This is a genomic window from Gimesia chilikensis, assembly GCF_008329715.1.
Classification (GTDB): Bacteria; Planctomycetota; Planctomycetia; order Planctomycetales; family Planctomycetaceae; genus Gimesia; species Gimesia chilikensis.
Genome location: NZ_VTSR01000020.1, coordinates 122,609 through 144,006, shown reverse-complemented (window position 1 = coordinate 144,006; position 21,398 = coordinate 122,609). Strand labels below are relative to the sequence as shown.

Sequence of the window (21,398 nt, the reverse complement as noted above, 5' to 3'; positions counted from 1 at the left end):
CGGGAAAACTATTTCGTCAGCAGTTCCTGTTTCTGTTCGGGCAGGTTGACAATTTCATCCAGGGGGAGCCCCTGCCGCACCAGTTCCACACCGCAGATCAGGGCTGCTCCCGTCTGAGTCGTGAAGTCCAGTCGGGCAGACTCGGTCAGCGAAACATCCTTGAATTCCCGTACCAGAATTCGTTGTCGCGATCCGGTTTCCCCGGCGATGTCGAGCTTCTGGATCAGCGGCTGTTCATTGAGTTGAACCGAGAAGACCCGCCTTCCGGCAGCTGCGAATTCCGGATCCCTGAAGTAGAGTCGTAGCGTGTATTCGCCCGGCTCCAGGTCATGTAACGTGATCCGTTCCACGCCAGTGATTCCGGAGGCACCCACCCAGGGCCAGCCCTGACCACCTTCGATCCAGAGGGAGTGCTCGTAGAAGGGGTTGACGCTCGCGGGCTGGATCTCAAGTTTGAGTTCCGGAGAAGGCCCTCCCACGCTGGGCGTATCCAGCCAGAGTGTGCCCTTGTCGGTCATCCGGTCGCCGGGGGCACCGAAGTTAAGTCCGACCCGCTGAATGTCCTGCGCCTGACCTTTGCCCCAGACCATCCACTGCTCGTGCGTCTCGGGCAGGGAAATCAGCGACAGACCAACGGGAAGTGGATAGCTGCAGGTACATCCCTGGAAGTAATAGGGCACGTTAAGCAGACCATTCGCAGGCACAATGCTGTTCGTACAGCCGGAACGGGGGCCACTGATATGAATCGTACCGCTCTCCACCCGTTTGTCATAAAAAGCGGCGGTCCCGGAACGCATCGTATAGACGTAGCTGTAATCAACGCCGCCGTCGCAGCCGTAACTTTTGGGGAAGGCTCGCGGTTCGGTTTTGCCATTCAGCGGATTGGTCCGCTCGCCAATTACCGGCGGTGGCGGGCTCCAGGCGTTCGTCTGATAAGGTGGCCGATACTGGTTCGGCTGCTTCTCTTCCTGGTTGAGTGTAGGCAGCTCAGTCGTCAGGACTTCTGCCTGGGTCGCATTCAGCTTGCGGCCTGTGTAGACATCGGAAAACTGGGGATTGAGTAATTTGTAGGGGGGGCGGATTCCCGCCGGGTATCCCTGCCAGAATTTCGAATGCGAGATCATCACCCCATCGACGAACAGCGGCTGTGGTGCCCGTTTGAAATTACCGACGCTGTCGTCATACCAGAGTACACCCACCGGTGCTTTGACCAGTTCGTCAGGGCTCGACCAGCCCCCCGTGTAATTGGAGGAACCAGGAATGGCCCCCACTTTTTCAAAGACCGAGTAGTCACCGACACGCGAAATTTTCACTTGAGAGAGCGACTTGAACTCCGCTGCCAGTCGACCGTGATCGCTCTCCGACGTCTTTACCAGCAATCGGCCGCCATAAGGTCTGAGTGACGGATAGAGCACGCGGACCTGTTCTGCATGCGATTTCATGCCGGCATAAACGGGTTCGGCTGTGATAATCGTCTGTGCAAAGTAAGCCGGGTAGCTGAACTTATTGAGTGGTCCCGGGAGAAAAGCCAGTTGGGAACTGGCATATCCCCGCTCGTGAAACAATGTTCGCAGCTGTGTGAGCTGCCCCGGATCATTGATGAAGGAAATGATCTGCAGGTCATGCCGAGTCAGTAGTGTGTTGAGTAGTTCCGCATCGGGAACCCCTGCGAGAAAGACATAACCGCCGGCCTGCAGTGCGCCTCCAAACATCGCCGGTAGCGGAGCCTGAGACGTTTGATCGGTTGACTTCGCTTGCTTTGACAGCAGGGGAGACTCATAGGTGACCGGTGTCGTTTCTTCTGGACCCAGACAGTAAATGCTGCCTTCTTCCGTCACCGCAAACAGGCGATCCGCGGCTGCTACCAGGCTGTGGATGACTCCTGGAACGCCGGGAATTCCGTTTTTGTATGTCAGCTTGCGATCTGCAGTCTGGATCTGCTGTCGGATTCCCCGTTTACCATCCGGACCATAATTCTGACCATTCTCGTGCCGGGCGGAATTCACATCCCGGTCAAACTGCAGTTCCGGCTGAGCGGCTGTCGTCTGCGGAAGTTTCGTCTCTCCCCGTCGGGCTGCTTTGCCCGCAGCCGCGAACCAGCCACCCGGGGTACGTCCCGGTTTGGGCAGTTCGAACTCGATCAGTTTGCCCGTCTGTTTATTGATCCGTGCCGGAAAAGCGGTGCCGCAGGGAACAATCAGTTCCTCCCCGGCGATGACCAGGTAACCCTGCGGGGTAATGCCACCAAAGGCTTCCGCTGCGTGCGGATGCTGTCCGTAAATGTAACCGAGTCGGTCGTTGACCCATTTTACTGCCCCCGTTTCTGCATTCAGGGCATAGATGAAGACGCCTTCAAACGGCCAGACACCGGCGGCGAAGTAGAGTGTATCCTCTTCGATGACAGGACCACCGCGAACCGGCCAGACAGAGATCAGGCGGCGGTTACCCAGAATGAGTCGCTGGGAAGGGACCGCCCGGTATTTCCACCGCAGTGCGCCGGTCTCAGCTGCCACCGCATAAACGCAGCCGTCATCCGAACCGAAGATCACCAGATCCTGCCAGGCGACCGGAGCCAGACGAACCGGGCCATCGGTGGTGAAACGCCAGAGTTCCTTACCGGTGGCTACATCAACGGCGGTAACGGAATCCGTTTGCGAGGAACCGTAAAACAGCCGCTGATCTTTCACGATCGGTTCATAGCCTGCGTCGAACTGCAGCCGCACATTATTGAAGGCGGGCTCAAGCGCCGGCAGTTTGTGAACCCATTGGACGAACAGTTTCTCAGGCAGCGATTGTGCGGTCTCAGCCGAGCGCTGGGGATCGTGTCGCCACATGGGCCAGTCCGCTGCGGAAGCGGAATTCATGGCAAAGCTCAGAACGAACAGGAAGAGGGCCAGAAGACGCGAACGTAATGGGAGCATGGGGTCGAACCTTTGTCAGGTTGGGGACAGCAGATCGCAGGAAGGCAGTCGTTTTTCTCTCTATCAAAGTAGCACGACGCGGGATGAGGTTCAACTCTCTGTCGATTCCTGGTCTGTCTGAGCGGTCTCTGTTGGCTGGGAGTCAAGAGCTGCAGGTTGGGTGACCTGACGGCTGGCCCAGACCGCAGCCACACAGCACAGCGTCAGTTCCACCAGCCAGAAGAGCAGGGGCCAGGGGGCGTTCAGTTGCGCCACCGGGGAAATCCGATGTTCGAGATACGAGGAGATTTTGAGCAGATGCTCCTTCTTCTCCTGGCGTTCCTTCTTCGCCGCCTGGAACTGTTCCAAGACCTGATCATACTCTTTCCGGGCCTGCGGATCCTCGGGAGGTTCTCCCGTCGCGAACATCCGGTCGATGACCAGCGTCGTCTGATCCAGTTTGAACTGTCGGAGAGTCGCTGCCTGGTATCGTTGATGAGACAGGTAGAGCACCAGGCCCTGTCCGGCGATGGTCAGAATCACGATCGTCAGCAAAATCGCGCGTGTCACGGTCAGTCCCGTTTTCACGGCGAGGGTCGAGAGCATCGCTCCGGCCACCAGTCCATAGACGACGGCGTAAACCAGAATCAGTTTGAGCCGTTCGGGCAGATGGACGGCCAGCAGCGAAAGTGCCGTCATCAAAACCAGGCTGATGATCAACCAGGAAAGGAAGCCCGTTCTGGACCCCGGCGATTCAGATTGTACTTCTGAAGTTGGATCCGACATGCGACTCTTTTCATTTCGACAGGTGACTGGTTCCCAGGCCGCAGGCAGACTGTACCCGCTCCAGAACTTCTTTCCCTTTTTCCCGCGCTTTCCGGGCCCCTTCCGCGAGAATGTCGTGGACGGTATCAAGGTCGGCGGCCAGCTGTTCGCGGCGTTCCCGGGCTTCCCCGAAGTATTCCAGAGCCGCATCGTGGACTGCCTGTTTGGCTTCGCCATAACCCATGCCGCCGGCACGATAGCGGGCTGCCAGCTCTGCCTGCTGAGTCTCGTCAGCAAAAAGCTGGTACAGGGCAAACACGGCACAGTTGTCCGGATCTTTGGGATCTTCCAGGGCTGCGGAATCCGTTTTGATCGACATGACTTTCTTGCGCTGTTTCTTGGGTGTTTCGAAGATCTCGATCACGTTTCCATAACTCTTGGACATCTTCTCACCGTCCGTACCAGGTACTTTGGCCGAGGTATCCAGCGTGCGGGAGTTCGGCAGTGTCAGGGTTTCGCCAAACAGCATGTTGAACCGCTGGGCCAGATCGCGGGTGACTTCGATGTGCTGAATCTGATCCTGGCCTACTGGAACCAGGTCGCTGTCATACAGCAGAATATCCGCTGCCATCAGCACCGGGTATGTAAACAGCCCGGCGTCCGCAGCGATCCCCTTGGCCTTTTTGTCTTTGTAGGCGTGACATTTTTCCAGCAGACTCATCTGGGTGATCGTCATCAGAATCCAGGTCAGGCTGGTGACTTCGGGGATGTCCGACTGCCGGAACAGCGTCGCCTGTTTGGGATCCAGTCCTAATGCCAGCAGGTCCAGGGCCGCATCAATGGTGTTCTGTCTTAGTTGTTCGGCATCGCGAATGGTCGTCAGGGCGTGCAGGTCGGCAATAAAGTAGAATGCCTGGTCGTTGTCCTGCAGGTCAATATACTGCTTGATGGCCCCGAAATAATTCCCCCAGTGGAAGCGGCCCGTGGGTTGAATTCCCGATAACACTCGCATGAGTTTATTCTCTTTGTCGCTTTAAAATTCGATTGTGGATGGTCAGGCTACGATGTGTGAGACTGTGCCAGTATTATGGATACACCAGCGTGCCCACGAGTTCGCTGACCTGTGAGCAGTTTTCCGCGATCAGATTCTGTTCCAGTTCCGTGACCAGCTGAGTTGCGAGCCCCGGATTGTAGAAGTTGGCGGTTCCGATCTGGACGGCCGAGGCACCCGCGACGATGAATTCCATGACATCGTCGATATTGGAGATGCCACCCACGCCGATGATGGGAATATCCACGGCCCGGGCCACCTGGCAGACGACGCGTAAGGCCACCGGTTTGATGGCAGGGCCGCTCAGTCCGCCGAAGACGCCCCCCAGAATCGGTTTGCGGCGACGCCAGTCGATGGCCGTTCCCTGAACGGTATTGATCAGGGAAACGGCATCAGCGCCCCCTGCTTTCGCTGCCTGGGCAATGTCGACCACGCTGGTGACGTTGGGGGTCAGCTTGGCAATCACGGGTAACTCACAGCTCTCGGTTACCTGTTTGAGCATCTGCTCGGTCAGCTCGGGCTGTGTGCCGAAATCGACACCGCCACTCACATTGGGGCAGGAAATGTTCAGCTCCAGGGCCGTGATCTGATCCGGAAAGGCATTCAGCCGTTCTGCCATCCGGGCCATTTCGTCGATCGAGCGGCCGGCGATGTTCACAATCAGCGCGGTTTCCAGCGATGCGAGGTAGTTGAGATGTTTCTCGAGGAAGAGATCGATGCCGTCGTTATCCAGCCCGATTGAGTTCAGCAGGCCGGCACTCGTTTCAACGGTGCGGGGGGGCGCATTTCCAATCCGCGGCTCTGTCGTGATGGTTTTGGGGATGATGCCTCCCAGTCGGGAGAAATCGAGGAAGGGTTGCATTTCACGTGCATACCCAAATGTACCAGAGGCGACCAGGATCGGGTTTTTGAGCTGGAGACGGTTCAGCGTAACTGATAACAGATCCGTTTGGGTCGGGGCGTTCATCGAGTCGTTATCCGGGACAGCTGGGGGCTGTCTCATCTATTGAAGTCTGGATTGAAATAGAGCGTGCCCCGTCAATCGCCGGGCATGAAAGTCGGCTGGTATTACCAGGGCACTCAAGACGCAGATCAACGTGGATCTACTGAGTGACATCTTAGCGTTACCGACGGGAGAGAACCAGTTAGAGCGAGGCGTAAATAGCGAACTGGTAAAAGCGAAACAGCTGCCGAAATGAGAATAACGGCAGCTGCATTGATGTCTGAAGCGTCAACTGTTCAACGGATCCGTTTGCGCCCGGGCAAGCGGAATGACCCCGGGAGGATGCGTTAAATGACACCACCATGTGTTCGGTATGGCGTGGCTACGTCAGGCATATCCAGTCCCCAGATACGTTCCCAGATCTTTGGGATGTGACGCATACTTTCAGACTGGAAGATTAATTGACGAGTACGGTCATCACGTGAAGATGAGTAGATAGGAACCACACATCCGACCTGAGTGAGCGATACTGCAATTAACATGCTGGCCAAAAGGAACTTACGCATTTTCTTCTCCATGATATGGTCGTGCCATATTTGCTGGTATTGATCCCAGGCAGAGATCCCTTAATTCAATCCATTGAAATCAAGGCATCAAACCGATATCGAAGGGGTTAAAGTGCTGAAATGTGAAGGGAGGAGAGTGGAGAGATATGATTATAAATACCGCTTTTATTCTCCTCTAGATCGTTTTATCGACAACCGGATCAGGTGACTTTGGTAAAAAATGCGGATTATTCCAATTATTTTGGTAATCGGGCCATTGAGGGCTGAAAAGGGCCTCTGATACGGAATAACCGTTCATCAGACGCTGAGAGAGGTGAGATCAGGTAGTAAGGGGCATAAAAAAACCGGTCTGTTGATGTACCATCAAATCAGACCGGTTATGAGAAAACTCATACCAGTACTTTCCACAATAAGGTCTTTAAGAAAAAGGCTTAAGGTGTATGCTGCGTACCCGACGGGTAGGAATTGTTGTAGCTTCCTACTTGAGGGGACCCTGGTGTCGTACCGGGACTGGGTGGTGCCGACGACGGTGGAGGAGTCTGCTGCGGTGGTGTTGACGCCGCAGGTGGACTGCTTACCGGTGGTTGGGAGGCAGCGGCCGCTTTGAGCTTGGCTGCTTCTTCTTCCAGGTCGCGTACACGTTTTTCCATTTCCTTACCAGGCTTGAATGTGACGACGTATTTCTCCTCCACGTCGACGCGTTCGCCTGTTCTTGGATTTCTGGCTTTACGGGCCGCCCGCTTTTTGACTTCGAAAACGCCAAAATTGCGGAGCTCGATTCGTTTGTCGGTGACGAGTGTATCGACAATCGCATCGAACGTTTTTTGCACAATCTCTTTTGTCTTGAGTTGTGTCAGACCAATCTCTTCCGAAATCACTTTGACAATCTCTTTTTTCGTCACGACTGGGTTCTCCCAATTTTGAGAAGCCGTCGGACAGCTACGCCCTTCCGCTGGGCACTCGAGAGCCGTCTCAACTGTAATGGGTTACACGACTTAGTGTCACAATAGATTATTTCCCACAATTGAACAGTAAGTCAAGACCGATCTTTCAGCGCAGGGGTTTCGCGCCTGGTTCTTGGACAGGGAGACACTGTTCAACTGTCAAAAGCCAAAACCGCATCTGCAGGGGATTTTGACGGAAAATGAGCTGGGGAGACGATCTTAAGTGTAATCTGGAAAACAGGATAGGAATAGAGGTGCTTCCGGATCAGAACCCCGGAACCAGGATTCGTAACTTCGTTATAGTCCCTATATCCAGACTGTAAGATTTTTTGACAAACTTCGAAGTTAAATGAAAAAAAATGCCCTCTGTGAGCAGAACAAGTCGTTTTCGACGTTCCAAAGTCTTGCTCAACCGTTACTTATTGAAGCGATAAAAATTGGAATTCGTCAGACGATCGAGAGTCAGACGGTATCGAAAAACATTACGAATCAGCGCGTTGTCGTTGTGAAAACAGTGCGCAGAACAAACGGAAAGTTCTCACCTGACTTACGACACGCTGCTGAATCACAAGTCGATCTGCTCAGAGCGTTTTTGAATTTCTTCGAAGCTGACGAAGGCACCTTTACCTGCACCTGGGCAGTCGGGAGAGAGAGAGTCCCAACTTGCTTTGTCTTTCAGATTTGAATTCCAGAAAGGCCAGGTGCGACATTGCACCGGACGTGCTTCATAAATTGTGCAGCCACGTTTTTCCGGATCAAAGAAAGTGCAATCCCCGTTCGCATATTCCGTTAAGGTGCGTCGGCCTGCGTAAAGGCGCGTGTGCATTAACAGAATTTCTCCCGTCGATTTTCCCGTTAAGTCTGCTATCGCTTTGATTTCTGCATCATCGACCCAGACCACTCCCGGCGCACCCGTGCAACAGTTTCCACATTGTGTACAGGTGAAATTCAGGCCATCGCGATACCATGGTTCCTGTTCAGAATTCTGATCACTCATGATTTCGGATCGCTTCTTGAGAGGAGAAGTTGTTAAACTGTGACTTTCATTTTTGTTTGTAAATTACTTGAGCTGAGATGTCAAACACAAACGCGGAATTGAAGATCGGCGGAATCGTACTCTGTGGTGGTGCCAGTTCGCGGATGAATTATCCTAAAGCCCTGCTGCCTCTGGGCCAGGAAGTGATGCTGCAGCGCGTGGTGAGAATTATTGGCTCCTCTGTCAGTCCGCTAGCGGTGATGGCCTCCCCGGATCAACAACTTCCCACACTGCCTGCCGATGTTCCCGTTTATTTCGATCGAGAGCCGCTGGAAGGGCCTCTCGCGGCGATTGGACAGGGACTTGAAGCATTGCACGGGAAATGCGAAGCCGTGTTTGTATCGGGCTGTGATACGCCTCTGATAGAGACAGCAATGATCGAACGCCTCTGCACCCGTTTGGGAAACAGCCAACTGGCAATGGTTCGTGAAGGAGACCGCCTGCACCCGCTGGCGGCCGTCTATCGCGTCTCGCTGCTGGAGACGATTCAACAACTGTTGTCACAGGGAAAACGACGCCCGATTGACCTCGTCGCGCAGGTGGATTCTGTCTTTCTGGAAACGACGGAACTGCAGGAAATTGACCCGGGTCTGCGGAGCCTGCGAAATATCAATACGCGTGCTCAGTACCAGACACTGCTCAACGAACTGGAAATCACGGATTCAACAGTACTTCCGTTTTCTGACTGAGCATTCCAGCAGGCAGTCCGTTTAATTGGAGGGCATGAGCCCCATGCGCGCCTGGTTGACCGCAGTCTGCCAGCGGTAAACGTCTTCGGGTGTCAACTCATACACGTTGATGGAGTATCCCAGCCGTTGATTGGGTTCAAAAAAGCGGAAATAGCCGAGGGCATCGGTACCGAGATTGTGCCGACTGCCATCCTCTTTACGCACCGAATAGGGGCGCCCCTGCAGCAGGCTGGCACTGATCGCATACGTTCCCGGTTGCGGCTGCAGTTCCGGCGGAATCCGGTAGGCAGTTCCCAAGGTTGAGGGGGGAATCGTACCGAAATACGCCAGCCCCAGGTTATCTGTCGGATGTTGTTCCAGATACGCTTTGAGGCGATAGAAATCCTGTCCCCAGTCGATGTTGGAATCGATGAGATGATAGCTGCCGTTTTCGGGACCGCCGGAGAATTCGTTGAAGTACGCCAGGTGATCCGGTGCATAGCGGAGCGAGAAGGGGAGACTCACGCAGGCGACGATCAGAGCGAGTGCCAGGGCCTTCCGTTTTTCCAGATCAATCAGTTCTCCCAGGGGGGCGATCAGCAGAAACAGAAACGGAATCACAGGCAGAATGTACCGCAGACCGAGCTGATTATTCGACAGACTGGCAATGCCGACCAGCAGCACAACCGGACTTAACAGCATGCCCAGAACACGGGGAGACATCAGCGTCGTGCGCCGCTGTTGAAACCACTGCCAGGCTGCCAGGAGCAACAGCAACTGGACACCGTGGGGAAGTTTATACAGCAGAGTAAAAATGTAATAGCTGCGAAAGCCGGTAAGCCGCCATTCCAGATCCAGAAACGTGGGGTGTGACTGCTGCATGATATGCCGCTGCAGGTCAAAACCCAAAAGGTAATCCCGTGGCAGCGGCAGGGGGAGACTCTGCAACAGGGCAGGCAGCTGGTTCAGAAGTTTCAATTCCGAGCTCTGAAACTGATACGTACTTGCGGACAGAAAGCTGCCCTGAAACAGGTAGCCGGCGTTCATGATCAGACAGCACATGAGCAGCAAGGCAACCCAGCGTCCGATTATGACTTTCGCGGGAGTCTCCGTTTTGATTTCCGGGTTTTTGACTCGCAGCAGGAACCACTGCATGATCAACAGAGGCACGAGCAGAATGGCCGTATATTTCGTGATTTGGGCCAGCCCCAGTACGGTGCCGGTTATCAGCGCCCACTTCCAGGATCCCGCAAACGCGAATTTCCAGCCACAATACAAGGTTGCCAGAAAGCAGCCCGCGATCGCCAGATCCTGCGTTCCCAGAGCGGCATTCGCCAAGACGTTGGGGCTCATGCTCCACAGAAAAACTGCCAGACAGGCCGCACAGGGACCAAACAGTTCGCGGGCCCAGACTGCCAGCAGCAGTCCTGAAAGAACCGCCAGAATGAGAATCATCACGCGTCCGAGGACGTAATAGTGGTGATGATCTTCCGGATTCGCTTTGAGAAACGCGTCTCCATAGTCGGCAGGATCGGAGGAGTGCGCCGGATCGCCGGTTTGGGCCGACGTGAATAACAGGGGGAGAGTCGCCCAGTTGCGAATCAGGGGCGGGTTGAGTCGATCAAAGTCGGTGCGTCCCGTTTTCCAGGTGAGCAGGCCGACCGGCAGATGCCAGTATTCGTCGTGCGTGACGCTCAGCTTTTGCGCTGAGTACAGGCCGAGACAGAATTGGAACAGCAGGAGGATGCTGATGACCAGCCAGAAGCTTCTGGAGTTCTGGAGTTGCTGTTGCAGTGAAGTCATGACCGCTCAGGTTGAAACAGGAATTTCCTCGTCACTTTACGATACGTTCGATGATAGCCGGAGCCAGGAGCTTTCGGAAGGGAAGCGGCGCGAACGGGGAAACTCAGAATAAAGCAGGCCATAAATGGTTAACCCTCCAGCCAATAAAGACGGGCGTCATCACACAGGCTGGAGGGTAACCATTATTTTCGTGTTCCCGGAAAAGCGAATGCAGTTCATGCTTCTCAACAGAAACGATTAGCAGGCAGCAGGTAGACAGGCAATGTTTATGCCAAACCAGATGTTTTCGTGAGAAATCTAAAAGATGCGTTTTTCCGCGGGATTCAGGCTGTTTTTCATAAGCCGTTACGGACAGCGATCACGCGGCAGGAACCGGGGTGTGTCGGTTGGTTCGACAGGCCTGTCTGTTGCGTGGGCGCTGGTCTTGCGCGAGCGTCAGTGCTGTTTCTGCCAGTCGGCCAGATCGATTTCGAGATCCCGCATCAGAATCTGCTGTTCGGGGATCGGCTGATAGAAATGCAGTTCGGCGACTTCATACTCGTTGAGGTTCAGATGCTCACGGGCGACGAGCAGCACCTGATCCGCCAGCTCGTCGATGCGGGACTGGTTCTCATTAGGATTGAAGTCGACCGCAAGTGTCACCCGAAAGGTGAGCGGGTTGATCTCTTTTCCCTTGAGTCGTCCCCCTTCAACGCGGGGGCGGGACTTCGGGAACTTCTGAGCCAGCGCCTGCTGAGTTTCGGCGAAGGGATAGGTGTTGATGGCCTGAAAGACATACAATGATCCTGACATCACCAACCCGAAGATCAACAGGCTGATCACAATCGTTCTGCCTTTGATGCGACGGGATGATGGTTCAGGATCGTGTGTGGTCATTACTGACTCAGTTCGAATTCAGGTCGGTTTTCAGTTTTCCCCACGACCAACGGCTTTGTTGATCGCCTGCAGGTATGCTTTCGCACTGGACTCGATGATATCGGTGCTGACGCTGCGCCCGGTAAACATCTCGCCGTTAATGCGAACTTCGACGCGAACCTCGCCCTGGGCGTCCTTACCGCTGGAAACACTGCCGACGTGATACTGTTCCAGTACCGCCGAGATGCCGGTAATGCGTTCCAAAGCACGGAACACGGCATCGACAGGACCATCGCCGGTAGCAGCATCACAGTGGATTTTACCATCTTCGTCGGCGAGCTCGATCGTCGCCGTTGCGATGGTACCGGTGCCGGCGGAGGTATGGAAACGGGCGATGGACCATTTTTCCGGTGTATCGGAGACCTGGTTTTCGATCAGAGCAACAATGTCTGAGTCGTAGATCTCTTTCTTCTTATCGGCCAGGGTGATGAACTCGTTGAAGATCCGCTCAAACGTCGCGTCATCGAGCGTGTGTCCGAGCGATTGAACACGATCCCGGAAAGCGTGCCGGCCACTGTGTTTGCCGAGCACCAGATTCGTTCCCACGTAACCCACGTCTTCGGGAGACATGATTTCGTAGGTGGTCCGTTCCTGCAGCACGCCATGCTGGTGGATTCCCGCTTCATGAGCGAAGGCGTTCTTGCCGACAATCGCTTTGTTCCGCTGGACGGCCATGCCGGTGACGGTGGAGACGAGATGACTGATGGGGTAAAGACGTTTCGTATTGATGTTCGTATTCACGCCATAGTAGTCGGCACGGGTTTTCAACGCCATGACGACTTCTTCGAGCGCACAGTTACCGGCCCGTTCTCCCAGGCCGTTGATCGTGCATTCGATCTGTCGCGCGCCTGCTTCGACTGCGGCCAGGCTGTTGGCGACGGCGAGTCCCAGGTCGTTATGACAGTGGGTGCTGATAATCGCCTGATCGATGTTGGAGACATTCTTCTTTAACGTGGTGATCACATCATGGAAATGCGCGGGAGTCGCATAGCCGACTGTATCGGGAATGTTAACTGTGGAGGCCCCCGCTTCGATGGCCCGCTCGACCACTTCACAGAGGAAGTCTTTCTCGGTTCGGGCGGCATCTTCCGGAGAGAATTCGATATCCGGACAGTAATCGCGGGCCCGTTTGACCATCTCCACAGCGGTTTCGATGATCTGTTCCTTGCTCATCTTGAGCTTGTGTTCGCGATGAATCGAACTGGTGGCTAAAAAGACGTGGATCCGGGAGTTTTTGGCTTCTTTCAACGCTTCCCAGGCCCGGTCAATGTCTTCCTTACGACAGCGGGCGAGGCCGCAGATGGTGGTCTGATCACCGAACTGGTTGGCAATCTTTCGGACCGCATCGAAATCGCCGGGCGAAGCGATGGGAAAACCGGCTTCAATGATATCGACGCCCAGCGCGACCAGTTCTTTGGCCACTTTCAACTTTTCCGAGGTTGTCATACTGCAACCGGGCGACTGTTCACCGTCTCTCAAGGTGGTGTCAAAGATTTTTACTGTGTCATTGGACATTGGTTTGCTCCATGAATCGGTTGACGCCCCGCTGAGGGACGCTGTTGAGAGACCAGAATAGTACCAGTGGGGAAAATAAAAAACCCTGAGGCCGATCTGGTCTCAGGGTTTCACTGTATTTTGATTTACAATCGTACAAAGAACCTAAGACCTGGCTGGTAGCAGCAGGCTTCGTAGCAGGTTCAGGTTTAGGAGATTGTAATTTCGCATTTGTCGTTAATACTCTTAATTTCCGGTTTTCAGCAGCCTTAGCGGCTGTCTGTTGCAGATAATCTACCCGCGCGGTCAGACAGGGTCAACCCGTTACGGATTGATTTTGTCAAAATGAAAGACAGCCTGCCTGCCGGAAGGTTCATATTCAAACAGACAATTCCTGCAGAATTATTTGGCTGCCAGGCCCGCTTTTTCCTGCAGGGTTTCTTTACCCATCCGATGGCAGAAATCACCAAAGGCTTCGCCGGGCTGACGTTCTTCCTTGAAGAATTCCAGCACGGGTGACAGGCGGCTGGTGACTTCTTCCAGTGGAACGAGGTCATCATAAATGAAGGCCAGCCGGTTCCCCAGCGAGTTTCCACCCAGGAAGACCGTATACTTGCCGACCGCTTTACCGACCAGTCCGATATCCGGAACATAAGGACGGGCACAGCCATTCGGGCAGCCGGTCATGTTGACCGAAATTCGCTCATCCTGCAGGCCGAGGCGCGCCAGTTCTTCTTCGAATTCGGTAATCAGATCAGGCATGACCCGTTCGGATTCTGTAATCGAAAGGCCACACATGGGCAGTGCCGGACAGGCCATTGAGAAGCGACGGATGAGGGTCAGTTCCTCAGCCCGTTTCATACCATGATCAGCCAGGATCTGTTCGATCCCCTGCTTGTCGGCGGGATCAATATCACAGAAGATGACACTCTGCTTCGCGGTGATCCGGGAATCCAGTTTGTAGGTTTCGAGGATCTTCCGCAGGCCGGATTTAATCCGCAGGTCGCCATCGTCTTTGATACGACCGTTTTCGATGTTCACGCCGAGGAACAGCTTGCCATCCCCCTGCTCATGCCAGCCCATGTGATCGTCAATGCCGGTCACTTCCACGTCGCGTGGGGCTGCGATTTCAGAACCGAAGTATTCAGCAACCTTTTCGCGGAATTTCTCGATTCCCAGATCGTCCACCAGGTACTTCATACGGGCCCGTTTCCGGTCTTCCCGGTTTCCGAAGTCCCGCTGGACTTTCACGACTGCTTCGGCGACTGCCAGAACCTGATCGTTGGGCACAAAGCCGAGCAGCTTGCCCAGCGCGGGATAGGTGTCTTTCTTACTGGGAGTGACTCCCATTCCGCCGCCGACGTAGAAGTTGTAGCCGACGATTTCATCGCTTTCGACAATGCCCAGCAGGCCGATATCCTGGGTGAAGATGTCGACGCAGTTATCTTCCGGCAGAGCGATACCGATCTTGAACTTACGGGGCAGGTAGGTCTTGCCGTAAATCGGCTCTTCTACCGGCTGGAATTCCGCTTCGTTGGTTTTGTTGCCATCTTCGTCGGTAATCCACAGATCGAAGTAGGCGGTTGTTTTGGGACGCAGGTGTTCGGCGATGGCATACGCCATGTTCTGCATCGCGTCGAAGACCTGGTTATTCTTGTAAGGAGCCGGGCAGGCCATCACGTTGCGGTTCACATCACCACAGGCGGCCAGGGTCGTCAGTTTGGTTTCGTTGATCCCCTTGATGGCGGCCCGCAGGTTGCCTTTGATCACGCCGTGCAGCTGGAAGCCCTGACGTGTGGTCAGACGCACGGTTCCGTCGCCGTATTTGTCACACAGATCCAGTTCGGCCAGGAACTGATCCGAGGTGACCTTACCACCCGGCACGCGGGTTCGGATCATGCAGCTGTATGACTTGCCTTTGGGAGTCCCGTCCGGATTTTTGGCTTTTCTCAGGTCACGATCGTCCTGCTGGTAGGTACCGTGATGCTTCAGGAGTTGCAGCGAATCGCCGGAAAACTGGTCGCTTTCGTTGAGCAGTTCTTCAGCAATGGTTCCGCGCAGCTGATGGCTGCCTTCTTTGAGAGATTCGAGCTTGGAAAGCTTGGGGCCTTCGGGGGATGTCATATTGATCAATCCTGATTGATGTAATCGAGGAGCCATCCCGAATCGTTCTTCACAAGAAGCGACTCAAAATGGCAGGGTAGGTTTCGTTGAGTCTTACTGGAAATTTTCGGCTATCAGGGTACGATCGATACAGGAAATGACGGGCTGCCTTCGAGTTACGAGATGCTCCCGCTTTGGAATCAACGCATTGGTTTGTGTTGACTGTCTATATGTACCCCGGGAAAATCACTCCTGTTTAAAGTATAAACGCTTTAGATTATCTTGAATAGTGACATTTTTCCGATTACGCAACACAGAGAATCGGCTGCCTGGTCAATTACCATAAATGAGAAATTTCAAAAACGTTACGATTTTGCTCCTCGCACGAGGGCTGGGTACAGGGCTGGCTCCCAAAGCTCCCGGAACATTCGGAAGTCTGCTGGGACCGGTTCTGGTGCTGGGACTGTTCTGGCTGGAATTGTCACTACCCGTCTATCTGGTGGTCTCTCTGCTGATTTTCCTGCTCGGCGTCTATCTCTGTGAACAGGGTTCGCGGCTTTTGGGGAAAGAAGATCCGGGTGAGATTGTCATCGATGAGATCGGGGCCTTCACGGTAGTCATGCTGCCTGTCTTTCACCGACCGTTATCTGCTGACTTTCTCTGGGTTTCCCTGTTTGCCTTTCTCTGGTTCCGTCTGTTTGACATCTGGAAGCCCTGGCCGGTTCGATATTTTGACCGCATCCACGGGGGCTGGGGAATCATGGCTGACGACTATGTCGCAGCCATCTACGCCGCGATTTGCCTTTACGTCACATTAATTCTTTTGGGGTGGTTTTAGATTATCAGACGATTCGTTATGTTGTGAGCGGATGGAAATTAACCCCTCTTGAACAAGGAAATGACAGGGTGTCAGCAGAAATTATTGACGGCAAAGCACTGGCGGCGACATTTCGGGAACAGATCGCACAGGAAGTCGCAGAGCTGAAATCAGCAACGCAGGTCGTCCCGCACCTCACAGCGGTACTGGTAGGCGATGATCCCGCCAGCGCCGTTTATGTCCGTAACAAGCAGCGGGCCTGTGAAAAAGCCGGTATCGAAAGCACCTTAAAACGGCTGCCTGCCGAAACCACCGAAGCAGAACTGCTGACCCTGGTCAAAGAGCTCAATGCCGATCCCGGTGTACACGGCATCCTGGTACAGCTGCCGCTGCCGAAGCACATCAATGAGACAGCCATTCTGGATGTGGTCGATCCGCTCAAGGATGTGGACGCCTTTCATCCGGAAAATGTGGGTCTGATCGTGCAGGGGCGTCCCCGTTATCTGCCCTGTACGCCCTACGGCATTCAGCAGATGATCCTCTCGACAAAGATGGAGACCGCAGGCAAACATGCCGTCATCCTGGGACGGAGTGAAATCGTCGGGAAGCCGATGGCCATGTTACTCATTCAGCGGGGCATGGGGGCCGATGCCACGGTGACGATCTGTCACAGCCGCACACAGAATCTGAAAGAGATCGTGAAGTCGGCAGATATTATCATTGCCGCCATCGGTCAGCCTGAATTCGTAACCGCCGACATGGTCAAGCCGGGTGCAATTGTCATTGATGTGGGCATTAACCGCGTGGATGATAAGCTGGTAGGCGATGTGGAATTTGCAGGTGTCAAAGAGGTCGCGTCTGCGATTACCCCGGTTCCAGGGGGTGTCGGACCGATGACCATTGCCATGCTGCTGAAAAATACGCTGACCGCAGCCCGCATTCTGAGTGGCAACGCAGCTGCAAACTAAACTGAGTATAACAACCAAAACAAAAAGCTCTCCTGACAGATCAGGAGAGCTTTTTTTGTGTCGTCATCATAAATGACATGCCAGAGCTTAGGGTTTCTTTTCTTCTGGCTTGGCTTCTGGTTTGGCCTCTTCTGGCTTAGCAGCAGCTTCTTCTGGTTTGGCAGCAGCTTCTTCTGGCTTAGCGGCATCACCTTCTGGTGCAGCAGCTTCCCCTTCAGGAGCAGCAGGAGTTTCTGCTGGAGTTTCAGCAGGCGTTTCTGCGGGAGCAGGAGTTTCGTTGGGGGTAGTTTCAGTTTTGCCACAACCAACAAAGAACAGGGTCAGGGCCAGCATGGTGAAAAGTGTCGACAGTGATTTCATCTCAGTTCTCCAAATTCTCGATTCAATAACAGATCCGCAGGGATGAGAGGCCTGCAGACCGGGGCCAGTTCCATGATATGAAAGAAACCCGGTAATGTGTCTCGTGCGTCAGACAGGGCCCAATCGGTCCCTGCTGCCTGTAAGAGGCCCATTGATTCCCGTTTATTCCAAAGAAATGATGAATTTTTTAAAAACGTGAATATTTGCTTCTGGAACGGGCCTGGAACGCATGAAATAAAGAGCGATTCCTGACCCATGCACTTTGGTTGATGCCTGACGGTAGATCTGTTGCGGACAGGCAGTTATTGACTTTTACAACCCCGATTCCTATTGTGACAGATATACGGGCCATTGAGATTCGGCAGCATTCCAGCAGGATGCGAAGTCGCTGAGTCAGTTGAAAACAGTAGTTTGTGCTGTCTGCGCTGCTATAAAATTTTATCTCTGCTTCCTACCCCACCTGAACACCAGAGATAATAACCATAGACGGTTACAGTCTCAGTACGTCTGTCTGGATACTGACGGCGAGATATCTGCCTGATCAGTTTTCTCTCTCTTTATGCTTAACGGGCTCGGATGTCAGGTAGGAAACCTGTCCGCTTTTTCGCATAGAAATATTATCAGGACGATGCATGGGGGCTTTCACCTTCGTGGTCGGTCAGGTGAACTCAATGAAAAAGATATCAATCACGTTCTTAGTGTTGCTGACGATGTTATGCGTCAGCGAAGTCGATAGTTTCGCCCAACGGGGTGGTCGCGGCGGCGGAGGCGGCGGTGGTCATCGAAGTGGCGGAGGCGGTGGCGGACACCGGGGTGGATTTTCCGGAGGGGGAAGCCATCGCGGAAGCATGTCCCGCGGCAGTAGCTCGCGAGGGAGCATTTCCCGAGGGAGTATTTCCCGGGGCAGCATCTCTCGGGGGAGTAGCCAGCGTAGCGGATCGTCCCGCTCAATGTCATCTCCCGGGCGTTCATTCTCACGTTCGAACTCAAGTTCCTTTCGCGGTTCAGGCAGCAGTCGACACAGTGCTCCTTCGCGATCCTTCAATCAGTCATTCGGCAGTTCTTCGGGACGCTCCAGTCATACCACAATGCGTCCCGGTCATTCCGGTTCCTCTGCTTCCGGCAGATCGCAGAATTCTCCCCGTAATTCCATTTCGCGGGGACAACGCAGTGTGACCGGTAATCCGGGATTGCATTCCGGCAGTCGCAACCGATCCGGTTCTTCCGCTTCCAACCGTTCCCGCTCGTCGGTTCAGGATTTCGGATCCCGCCGGGGAAGCAACATCAGCGGATTAAGTTCGGGGGGAAGTCGTCACGGCAGAACCGATCAATATTACCGGGGAGCCACCGGTTATAGCCGTGGTGGAATTCAGTCTGGCTTTGGCAGTCAGCATCGACACAGTAATCCTGGTTTACGTTCCGGCGGACATCATCATGCCGGACATGGCGGTACCGGATTAAGTTCAGGACGAAACTACAATCGTGGCCGCGGTCATACTGGCTACGCCAGCAGATCCTATCGTTATAATCCTGGTTACTGGTCCGGTTACCGGACAGGCTACGGATTCGGAATCGGCTATGGATACGGTTACGGCTATAGTCGATATCGCCGCGGTTACGGATACTATCCTTACTACCATTATCGCAGATACGGTTACCGTCCCTGGATCTGGGCTACTTACGGTGGTCTGGTTTCCTGGTGCGGTTACAACAATCTGACACCCGTCGTCTATAACTATTCCATCAATGACGGCTACATCTACAATGATGGGACGCCAATTGCACCTGTTAACGATTACGCATCCCAGGCCAATCAGATTGCCGAAAGCGTGACTCCTCCTGAAGAGTCAGCAGAGTGGATGCCGGTCGGGTTATTCGCGATCGTTCCTCAGGGGACCCAGGACGTGAATGTCACAGTCCAGCTGGCGGTCGGCAAGAATGGTGCGATCGCCGGGACTTACTTCAATAAAGAAGGTAATATCACTCTGCCTCTCCAGGGGGCGATTGATAAAACAAAACAGCGTGCGGTCTGGAAGGTGGGGGAAGAAGAAGCCGTCACCATGGAGACCGGCCTGGACAGTCTGACCAAAGATAAATCGACGGTCATCCTGTTTTTCAGTGATGGAGTTTCTGAAGTCTGGGATATGGTTCGCATCGAGCAGGATGTCGCTCAGCTGGCACAGCAGGAGCTGCAGAGTGACGAACTGAAATATCAGTTGCTGGGAGCACACCAGTCGCTGGACGATGTCGTGGATGCTGCCTGGAAAGACTACCTGGCACTTCCTGAAGGACTGGAAGCCAGTTCCACACCTCCCGATCCGGCTGAACTGGAAGCGGTAATCGCCAACTATCAGCAGGTCCAGGTCGATTCACAATATCATATGATTACGAATCGTCAGGAGTTTCAGAACACCTATCGTCTGCTGCAGGATTATCTCAAAGAGGTTCAGCAGCAGCAGCGTCTGGAAAAACAGGTCAAGCAGGCGACTCCCAAGGAGCAGCCTGCCCAGGTGAAGCTGCCGGCACCACCCCCGGCTGAAGAGCGGGAGCTGGTAGCACCCCGTCCTGTCATGCCGAAGCTGCCGGATTCAAAATAGGGTTTTGCTTGAAACTGATTCTTCTGCGGGTGACAGAGAACAACGGGAAGCTGACGGTCAGTCTTTGGTCTGCTGTTGCAGACGACGGGCGACCTGCTCGGCTTCCCGCATGACCCGCAGGAGGTTCAGTCCCATGATCTGTTTGATCTGCTGATCGGTATAACCCCGGTCGAGCAGCGCCTGGGTGATCAGGGGATAGGTTGAGACATCTTCCAGTTGACTGGGAAGCGTCGAGACTCCGTCAAAGTCCGAACCAATGCCCACGTGTTCCACTCCGGCGACTTTAGCAATGTGGTCAATGTGATCAACCACATCATGAATAGTGCCGGGCTGCATTTTGTGGCTGCTCTTCCAGCGATTGTATTCCCGATTGAACTCTGTTTCATCGGGATATTTCTTTTTCAGCTCCCGGCGGACATGAAACATTTCTGTCATCTGGCGGGCTGATTCCGGTACGACGAATCCGGAGAAATAATTGACCATCACCACCCCGCCGTTCTCTTTGACTTTCACCAGGATCTCATCGGGCACATTCCGCACATGATCCGCGACGGCCCGGGCTGAAGAATGCGAGGCGATGATGGGGGCCTGGCTGACTCGCAGCACATCCTCCATGGTTGCCTGCGAGACGTGGGAAATATCGACCAGCATCCCCAGTTCGTTCATGGTACGGACAACCTCCTCACCGAACGGGGAGAGGCCATCATGTTTGGCTGTATCGGTTGCAGAGTCTGCCCAGTCTAGTGTGTCTGAGTGCGTCAGTGTCATGTAGCGGACCCCCAGACCATAGAAGACCCGCAGCAATGAAAGTGAGTTTTCGATGGAGTGCCCCCCTTCGACACCGATCATGGAGGCGATCTTGCCCGATTTGTGAATCCGTTCGATATCGTCAGCCGTGGATGCCATTTCGAATACGTCAGGATAACGCTTGATCATCCGGTGAATCAGGTCGATCTGTTCCAGAGTGTAATGAGCGGCTCTGCGTTCCTGACTGGTCTCAGTAGGAACATACGCGGACCAGAACTGGGCTCCGACATTTCCATCACGCAACCGGGGAATATCGGTATGGAACTTCGGCTGTGGTTGGGCGATGTCAGCCTGTTTAAAGGAAGAGGCCGCTTTTTCCCGCATCGTCCAGGGAAGGTCGTTGTGACCATCGACTACCAGACACTGCCGATGCAACTCACGGGCCCGGTCCGTCAGGACCACAGGTTTCTTTGCAGGGGGCTCCGCTTGAGTCGGGCAGGGAATCAGGCCGCCTGTGATCAGCAGGGGAGTCAGGAGATGCAGGAAAAGACTTCGGAGTGACAGGCGGTTCATGGGGAGAGATCCCTTGTTAGATGGCGATGATAATCAGAGCACCCTTACAGAATAGCAGGCGGTGACCCTGCGATTCAATTCCAGTCACCCTGCTGATAAATTCCTGGGGATCATCAGCGACCTGAAGCGTATCCTGTGTATTTAATAT

16 protein-coding genes are annotated in these 21,398 nt (G+C 54.2%); 4 read left to right on the top strand and 12 right to left on the bottom strand.

Features of this window, described 5'->3' with window-relative positions:
• Positions 1 to 8: 8 nt before the first annotated feature.
• The 6 genes from FYZ48_RS22705 to FYZ48_RS22675 all read right to left on the bottom strand — a co-directional run bounded on the left by FYZ48_RS22705 (position 9) and on the right by FYZ48_RS22675 (position 8,166).
• Positions 9 to 2,921, bottom strand: coding sequence for an outer membrane protein assembly factor BamB family protein (locus FYZ48_RS22705; protein WP_149344632.1), 2,913 nt, complete (start codon positions 2,919 to 2,921; stop codon positions 9 to 11).
• A gap of 90 nt (positions 2,922 to 3,011) precedes the next feature.
• Entirely contained in the window at positions 3,012 to 3,686 is a 675-nt protein-coding gene (locus FYZ48_RS22700; protein WP_149344630.1) for a hypothetical protein, read from the bottom strand.
• 10 nt (positions 3,687 to 3,696) lie between these two features.
• Entirely contained in the window at positions 3,697 to 4,677 is a 981-nt protein-coding gene (gene trpS / locus FYZ48_RS22695) for a tryptophan--tRNA ligase (RefSeq protein ID WP_145042121.1), read from the bottom strand.
• Positions 4,678 to 4,750: 73 nt separating this feature from the next.
• Positions 4,751 to 5,683, bottom strand: a complete 933-nt coding sequence (locus FYZ48_RS22690; RefSeq protein WP_149344628.1) for a dihydroorotate dehydrogenase — start codon at positions 5,681 to 5,683, stop codon at positions 4,751 to 4,753.
• Between the two features lie 973 nt (positions 5,684 to 6,656).
• Entirely contained in the window at positions 6,657 to 7,127 is a 471-nt protein-coding gene (locus FYZ48_RS22680; protein ID WP_145042118.1) for an HU family DNA-binding protein, read from the bottom strand.
• A 607-nt stretch (positions 7,128 to 7,734) separates the two neighbouring features.
• Positions 7,735 to 8,166, bottom strand: a complete 432-nt coding sequence (locus FYZ48_RS22675; RefSeq protein WP_145042117.1) for a YkgJ family cysteine cluster protein — start codon at positions 8,164 to 8,166, stop codon at positions 7,735 to 7,737.
• A gap of 77 nt (positions 8,167 to 8,243) precedes the next feature.
• On the opposite strand from FYZ48_RS22675, the gene mobA reads away from it, so the two are divergent.
• On the top strand, positions 8,244 to 8,894 hold the full coding sequence (gene mobA / locus FYZ48_RS22670) for a molybdenum cofactor guanylyltransferase (protein WP_149344626.1): 651 nt from the start codon (positions 8,244 to 8,246) through the stop codon (positions 8,892 to 8,894).
• A 21-nt stretch (positions 8,895 to 8,915) separates the two neighbouring features.
• On the opposite strand, the gene FYZ48_RS22665 is transcribed toward mobA, so the two are convergent.
• From FYZ48_RS22665 to FYZ48_RS22650, 4 genes are all read right to left on the bottom strand, one after another.
• Positions 8,916 to 10,676: an ArnT family glycosyltransferase gene (locus tag FYZ48_RS22665; RefSeq protein ID WP_149344624.1), complete on the bottom strand. Its 1,761-nt coding sequence runs from the start codon at positions 10,674 to 10,676 to the stop codon at positions 8,916 to 8,918.
• A gap of 435 nt (positions 10,677 to 11,111) precedes the next feature.
• Positions 11,112 to 11,552 carry a hypothetical protein gene (locus FYZ48_RS22660; protein WP_149344622.1) on the bottom strand — a complete coding sequence of 147 codons (441 nt, stop codon included), beginning with the start codon at positions 11,550 to 11,552 and terminating at the stop codon, positions 11,112 to 11,114.
• Positions 11,553 to 11,582: 30 nt separating this feature from the next.
• A complete protein-coding gene (locus FYZ48_RS22655) occupies positions 11,583 to 13,106 on the bottom strand; it encodes a 2-isopropylmalate synthase (RefSeq protein WP_149344620.1) in 1,524 nt (507 codons plus the stop codon).
• Between the two features lie 381 nt (positions 13,107 to 13,487).
• Positions 13,488 to 15,209, bottom strand: coding sequence for an NADPH-dependent assimilatory sulfite reductase hemoprotein subunit (locus tag FYZ48_RS22650; protein WP_149344618.1), 1,722 nt, complete (start codon positions 15,207 to 15,209; stop codon positions 13,488 to 13,490).
• Between the two features lie 325 nt (positions 15,210 to 15,534).
• Here FYZ48_RS22650 and FYZ48_RS22645 point away from each other — a divergent pair, with 325 nt between their 5' ends.
• Together FYZ48_RS22645 and folD are read left to right on the top strand one after the other, a co-directional pair.
• The gene (locus tag FYZ48_RS22645; RefSeq protein ID WP_149344616.1) at positions 15,535 to 16,026 is read left to right on the top strand and encodes a phosphatidylglycerophosphatase A family protein; all 492 of its coding nucleotides are present in this window, start codon (positions 15,535 to 15,537) and stop codon (positions 16,024 to 16,026) included.
• A gap of 68 nt (positions 16,027 to 16,094) precedes the next feature.
• Entirely contained in the window at positions 16,095 to 16,973 is an 879-nt protein-coding gene (gene folD / locus FYZ48_RS22640; protein WP_149344614.1) for a bifunctional methylenetetrahydrofolate dehydrogenase/methenyltetrahydrofolate cyclohydrolase FolD, read from the top strand.
• 87 nt (positions 16,974 to 17,060) lie between these two features.
• Here the strand turns inward: folD and FYZ48_RS22635 are convergent, their stop codons facing one another.
• Positions 17,061 to 17,333: a hypothetical protein gene (locus FYZ48_RS22635; protein ID WP_149344612.1), complete on the bottom strand. Its 273-nt coding sequence runs from the start codon at positions 17,331 to 17,333 to the stop codon at positions 17,061 to 17,063.
• A gap of 671 nt (positions 17,334 to 18,004) precedes the next feature.
• Here FYZ48_RS22635 and FYZ48_RS22630 point away from each other — a divergent pair.
• Entirely contained in the window at positions 18,005 to 19,930 is a 1,926-nt protein-coding gene (locus tag FYZ48_RS22630; RefSeq protein WP_149344610.1) for a hypothetical protein, read from the top strand.
• A 57-nt stretch (positions 19,931 to 19,987) separates the two neighbouring features.
• Here FYZ48_RS22630 and FYZ48_RS22625 read toward each other — a convergent pair whose 3' ends face one another.
• Positions 19,988 to 21,250 carry a dipeptidase gene (locus FYZ48_RS22625; protein WP_149344608.1) on the bottom strand — a complete coding sequence of 421 codons (1,263 nt, stop codon included), beginning with the start codon at positions 21,248 to 21,250 and terminating at the stop codon, positions 19,988 to 19,990.
• Positions 21,251 to 21,398 lie beyond the last annotated feature (148 nt).

Coding starts and splice junctions, on each gene's coding strand:
- FYZ48_RS22690 (WP_149344628.1), bottom strand. CDS start 5,683: ATGAACGCCCCGACCCAAACGGATCTGTTATCAGTTACGCTGAACCGT.
- FYZ48_RS22645 (WP_149344616.1), top strand. CDS start 15,535: ATGAGAAATTTCAAAAACGTTACGATTTTGCTCCTCGCACGAGGGCTG.
- mobA (WP_149344626.1), top strand. CDS start 8,244: ATGTCAAACACAAACGCGGAATTGAAGATCGGCGGAATCGTACTCTGT.
- FYZ48_RS22630 (WP_149344610.1), top strand. CDS start 18,005: ATGAAAAAGATATCAATCACGTTCTTAGTGTTGCTGACGATGTTATGC.
- FYZ48_RS22625 (WP_149344608.1), bottom strand. CDS start 21,250: ATGAACCGCCTGTCACTCCGAAGTCTTTTCCTGCATCTCCTGACTCCC.
- FYZ48_RS22660 (WP_149344622.1), bottom strand. CDS start 11,552: ATGACCACACACGATCCTGAACCATCATCCCGTCGCATCAAAGGCAGA.
- FYZ48_RS22675 (WP_145042117.1), bottom strand. CDS start 8,166: ATGAGTGATCAGAATTCTGAACAGGAACCATGGTATCGCGATGGCCTG.
- FYZ48_RS22635 (WP_149344612.1), bottom strand. CDS start 17,333: ATGAAATCACTGTCGACACTTTTCACCATGCTGGCCCTGACCCTGTTC.
- FYZ48_RS22650 (WP_149344618.1), bottom strand. CDS start 15,209: ATGACATCCCCCGAAGGCCCCAAGCTTTCCAAGCTCGAATCTCTCAAA.
- FYZ48_RS22655 (WP_149344620.1), bottom strand. CDS start 13,106: ATGTCCAATGACACAGTAAAAATCTTTGACACCACCTTGAGAGACGGT.
- FYZ48_RS22665 (WP_149344624.1), bottom strand. CDS start 10,676: ATGACTTCACTGCAACAGCAACTCCAGAACTCCAGAAGCTTCTGGCTG.
- FYZ48_RS22705 (WP_149344632.1), bottom strand. CDS start 2,921: ATGCTCCCATTACGTTCGCGTCTTCTGGCCCTCTTCCTGTTCGTTCTG.
- FYZ48_RS22700 (WP_149344630.1), bottom strand. CDS start 3,686: ATGTCGGATCCAACTTCAGAAGTACAATCTGAATCGCCGGGGTCCAGA.
- trpS (WP_145042121.1), bottom strand. CDS start 4,677: ATGCGAGTGTTATCGGGAATTCAACCCACGGGCCGCTTCCACTGGGGG.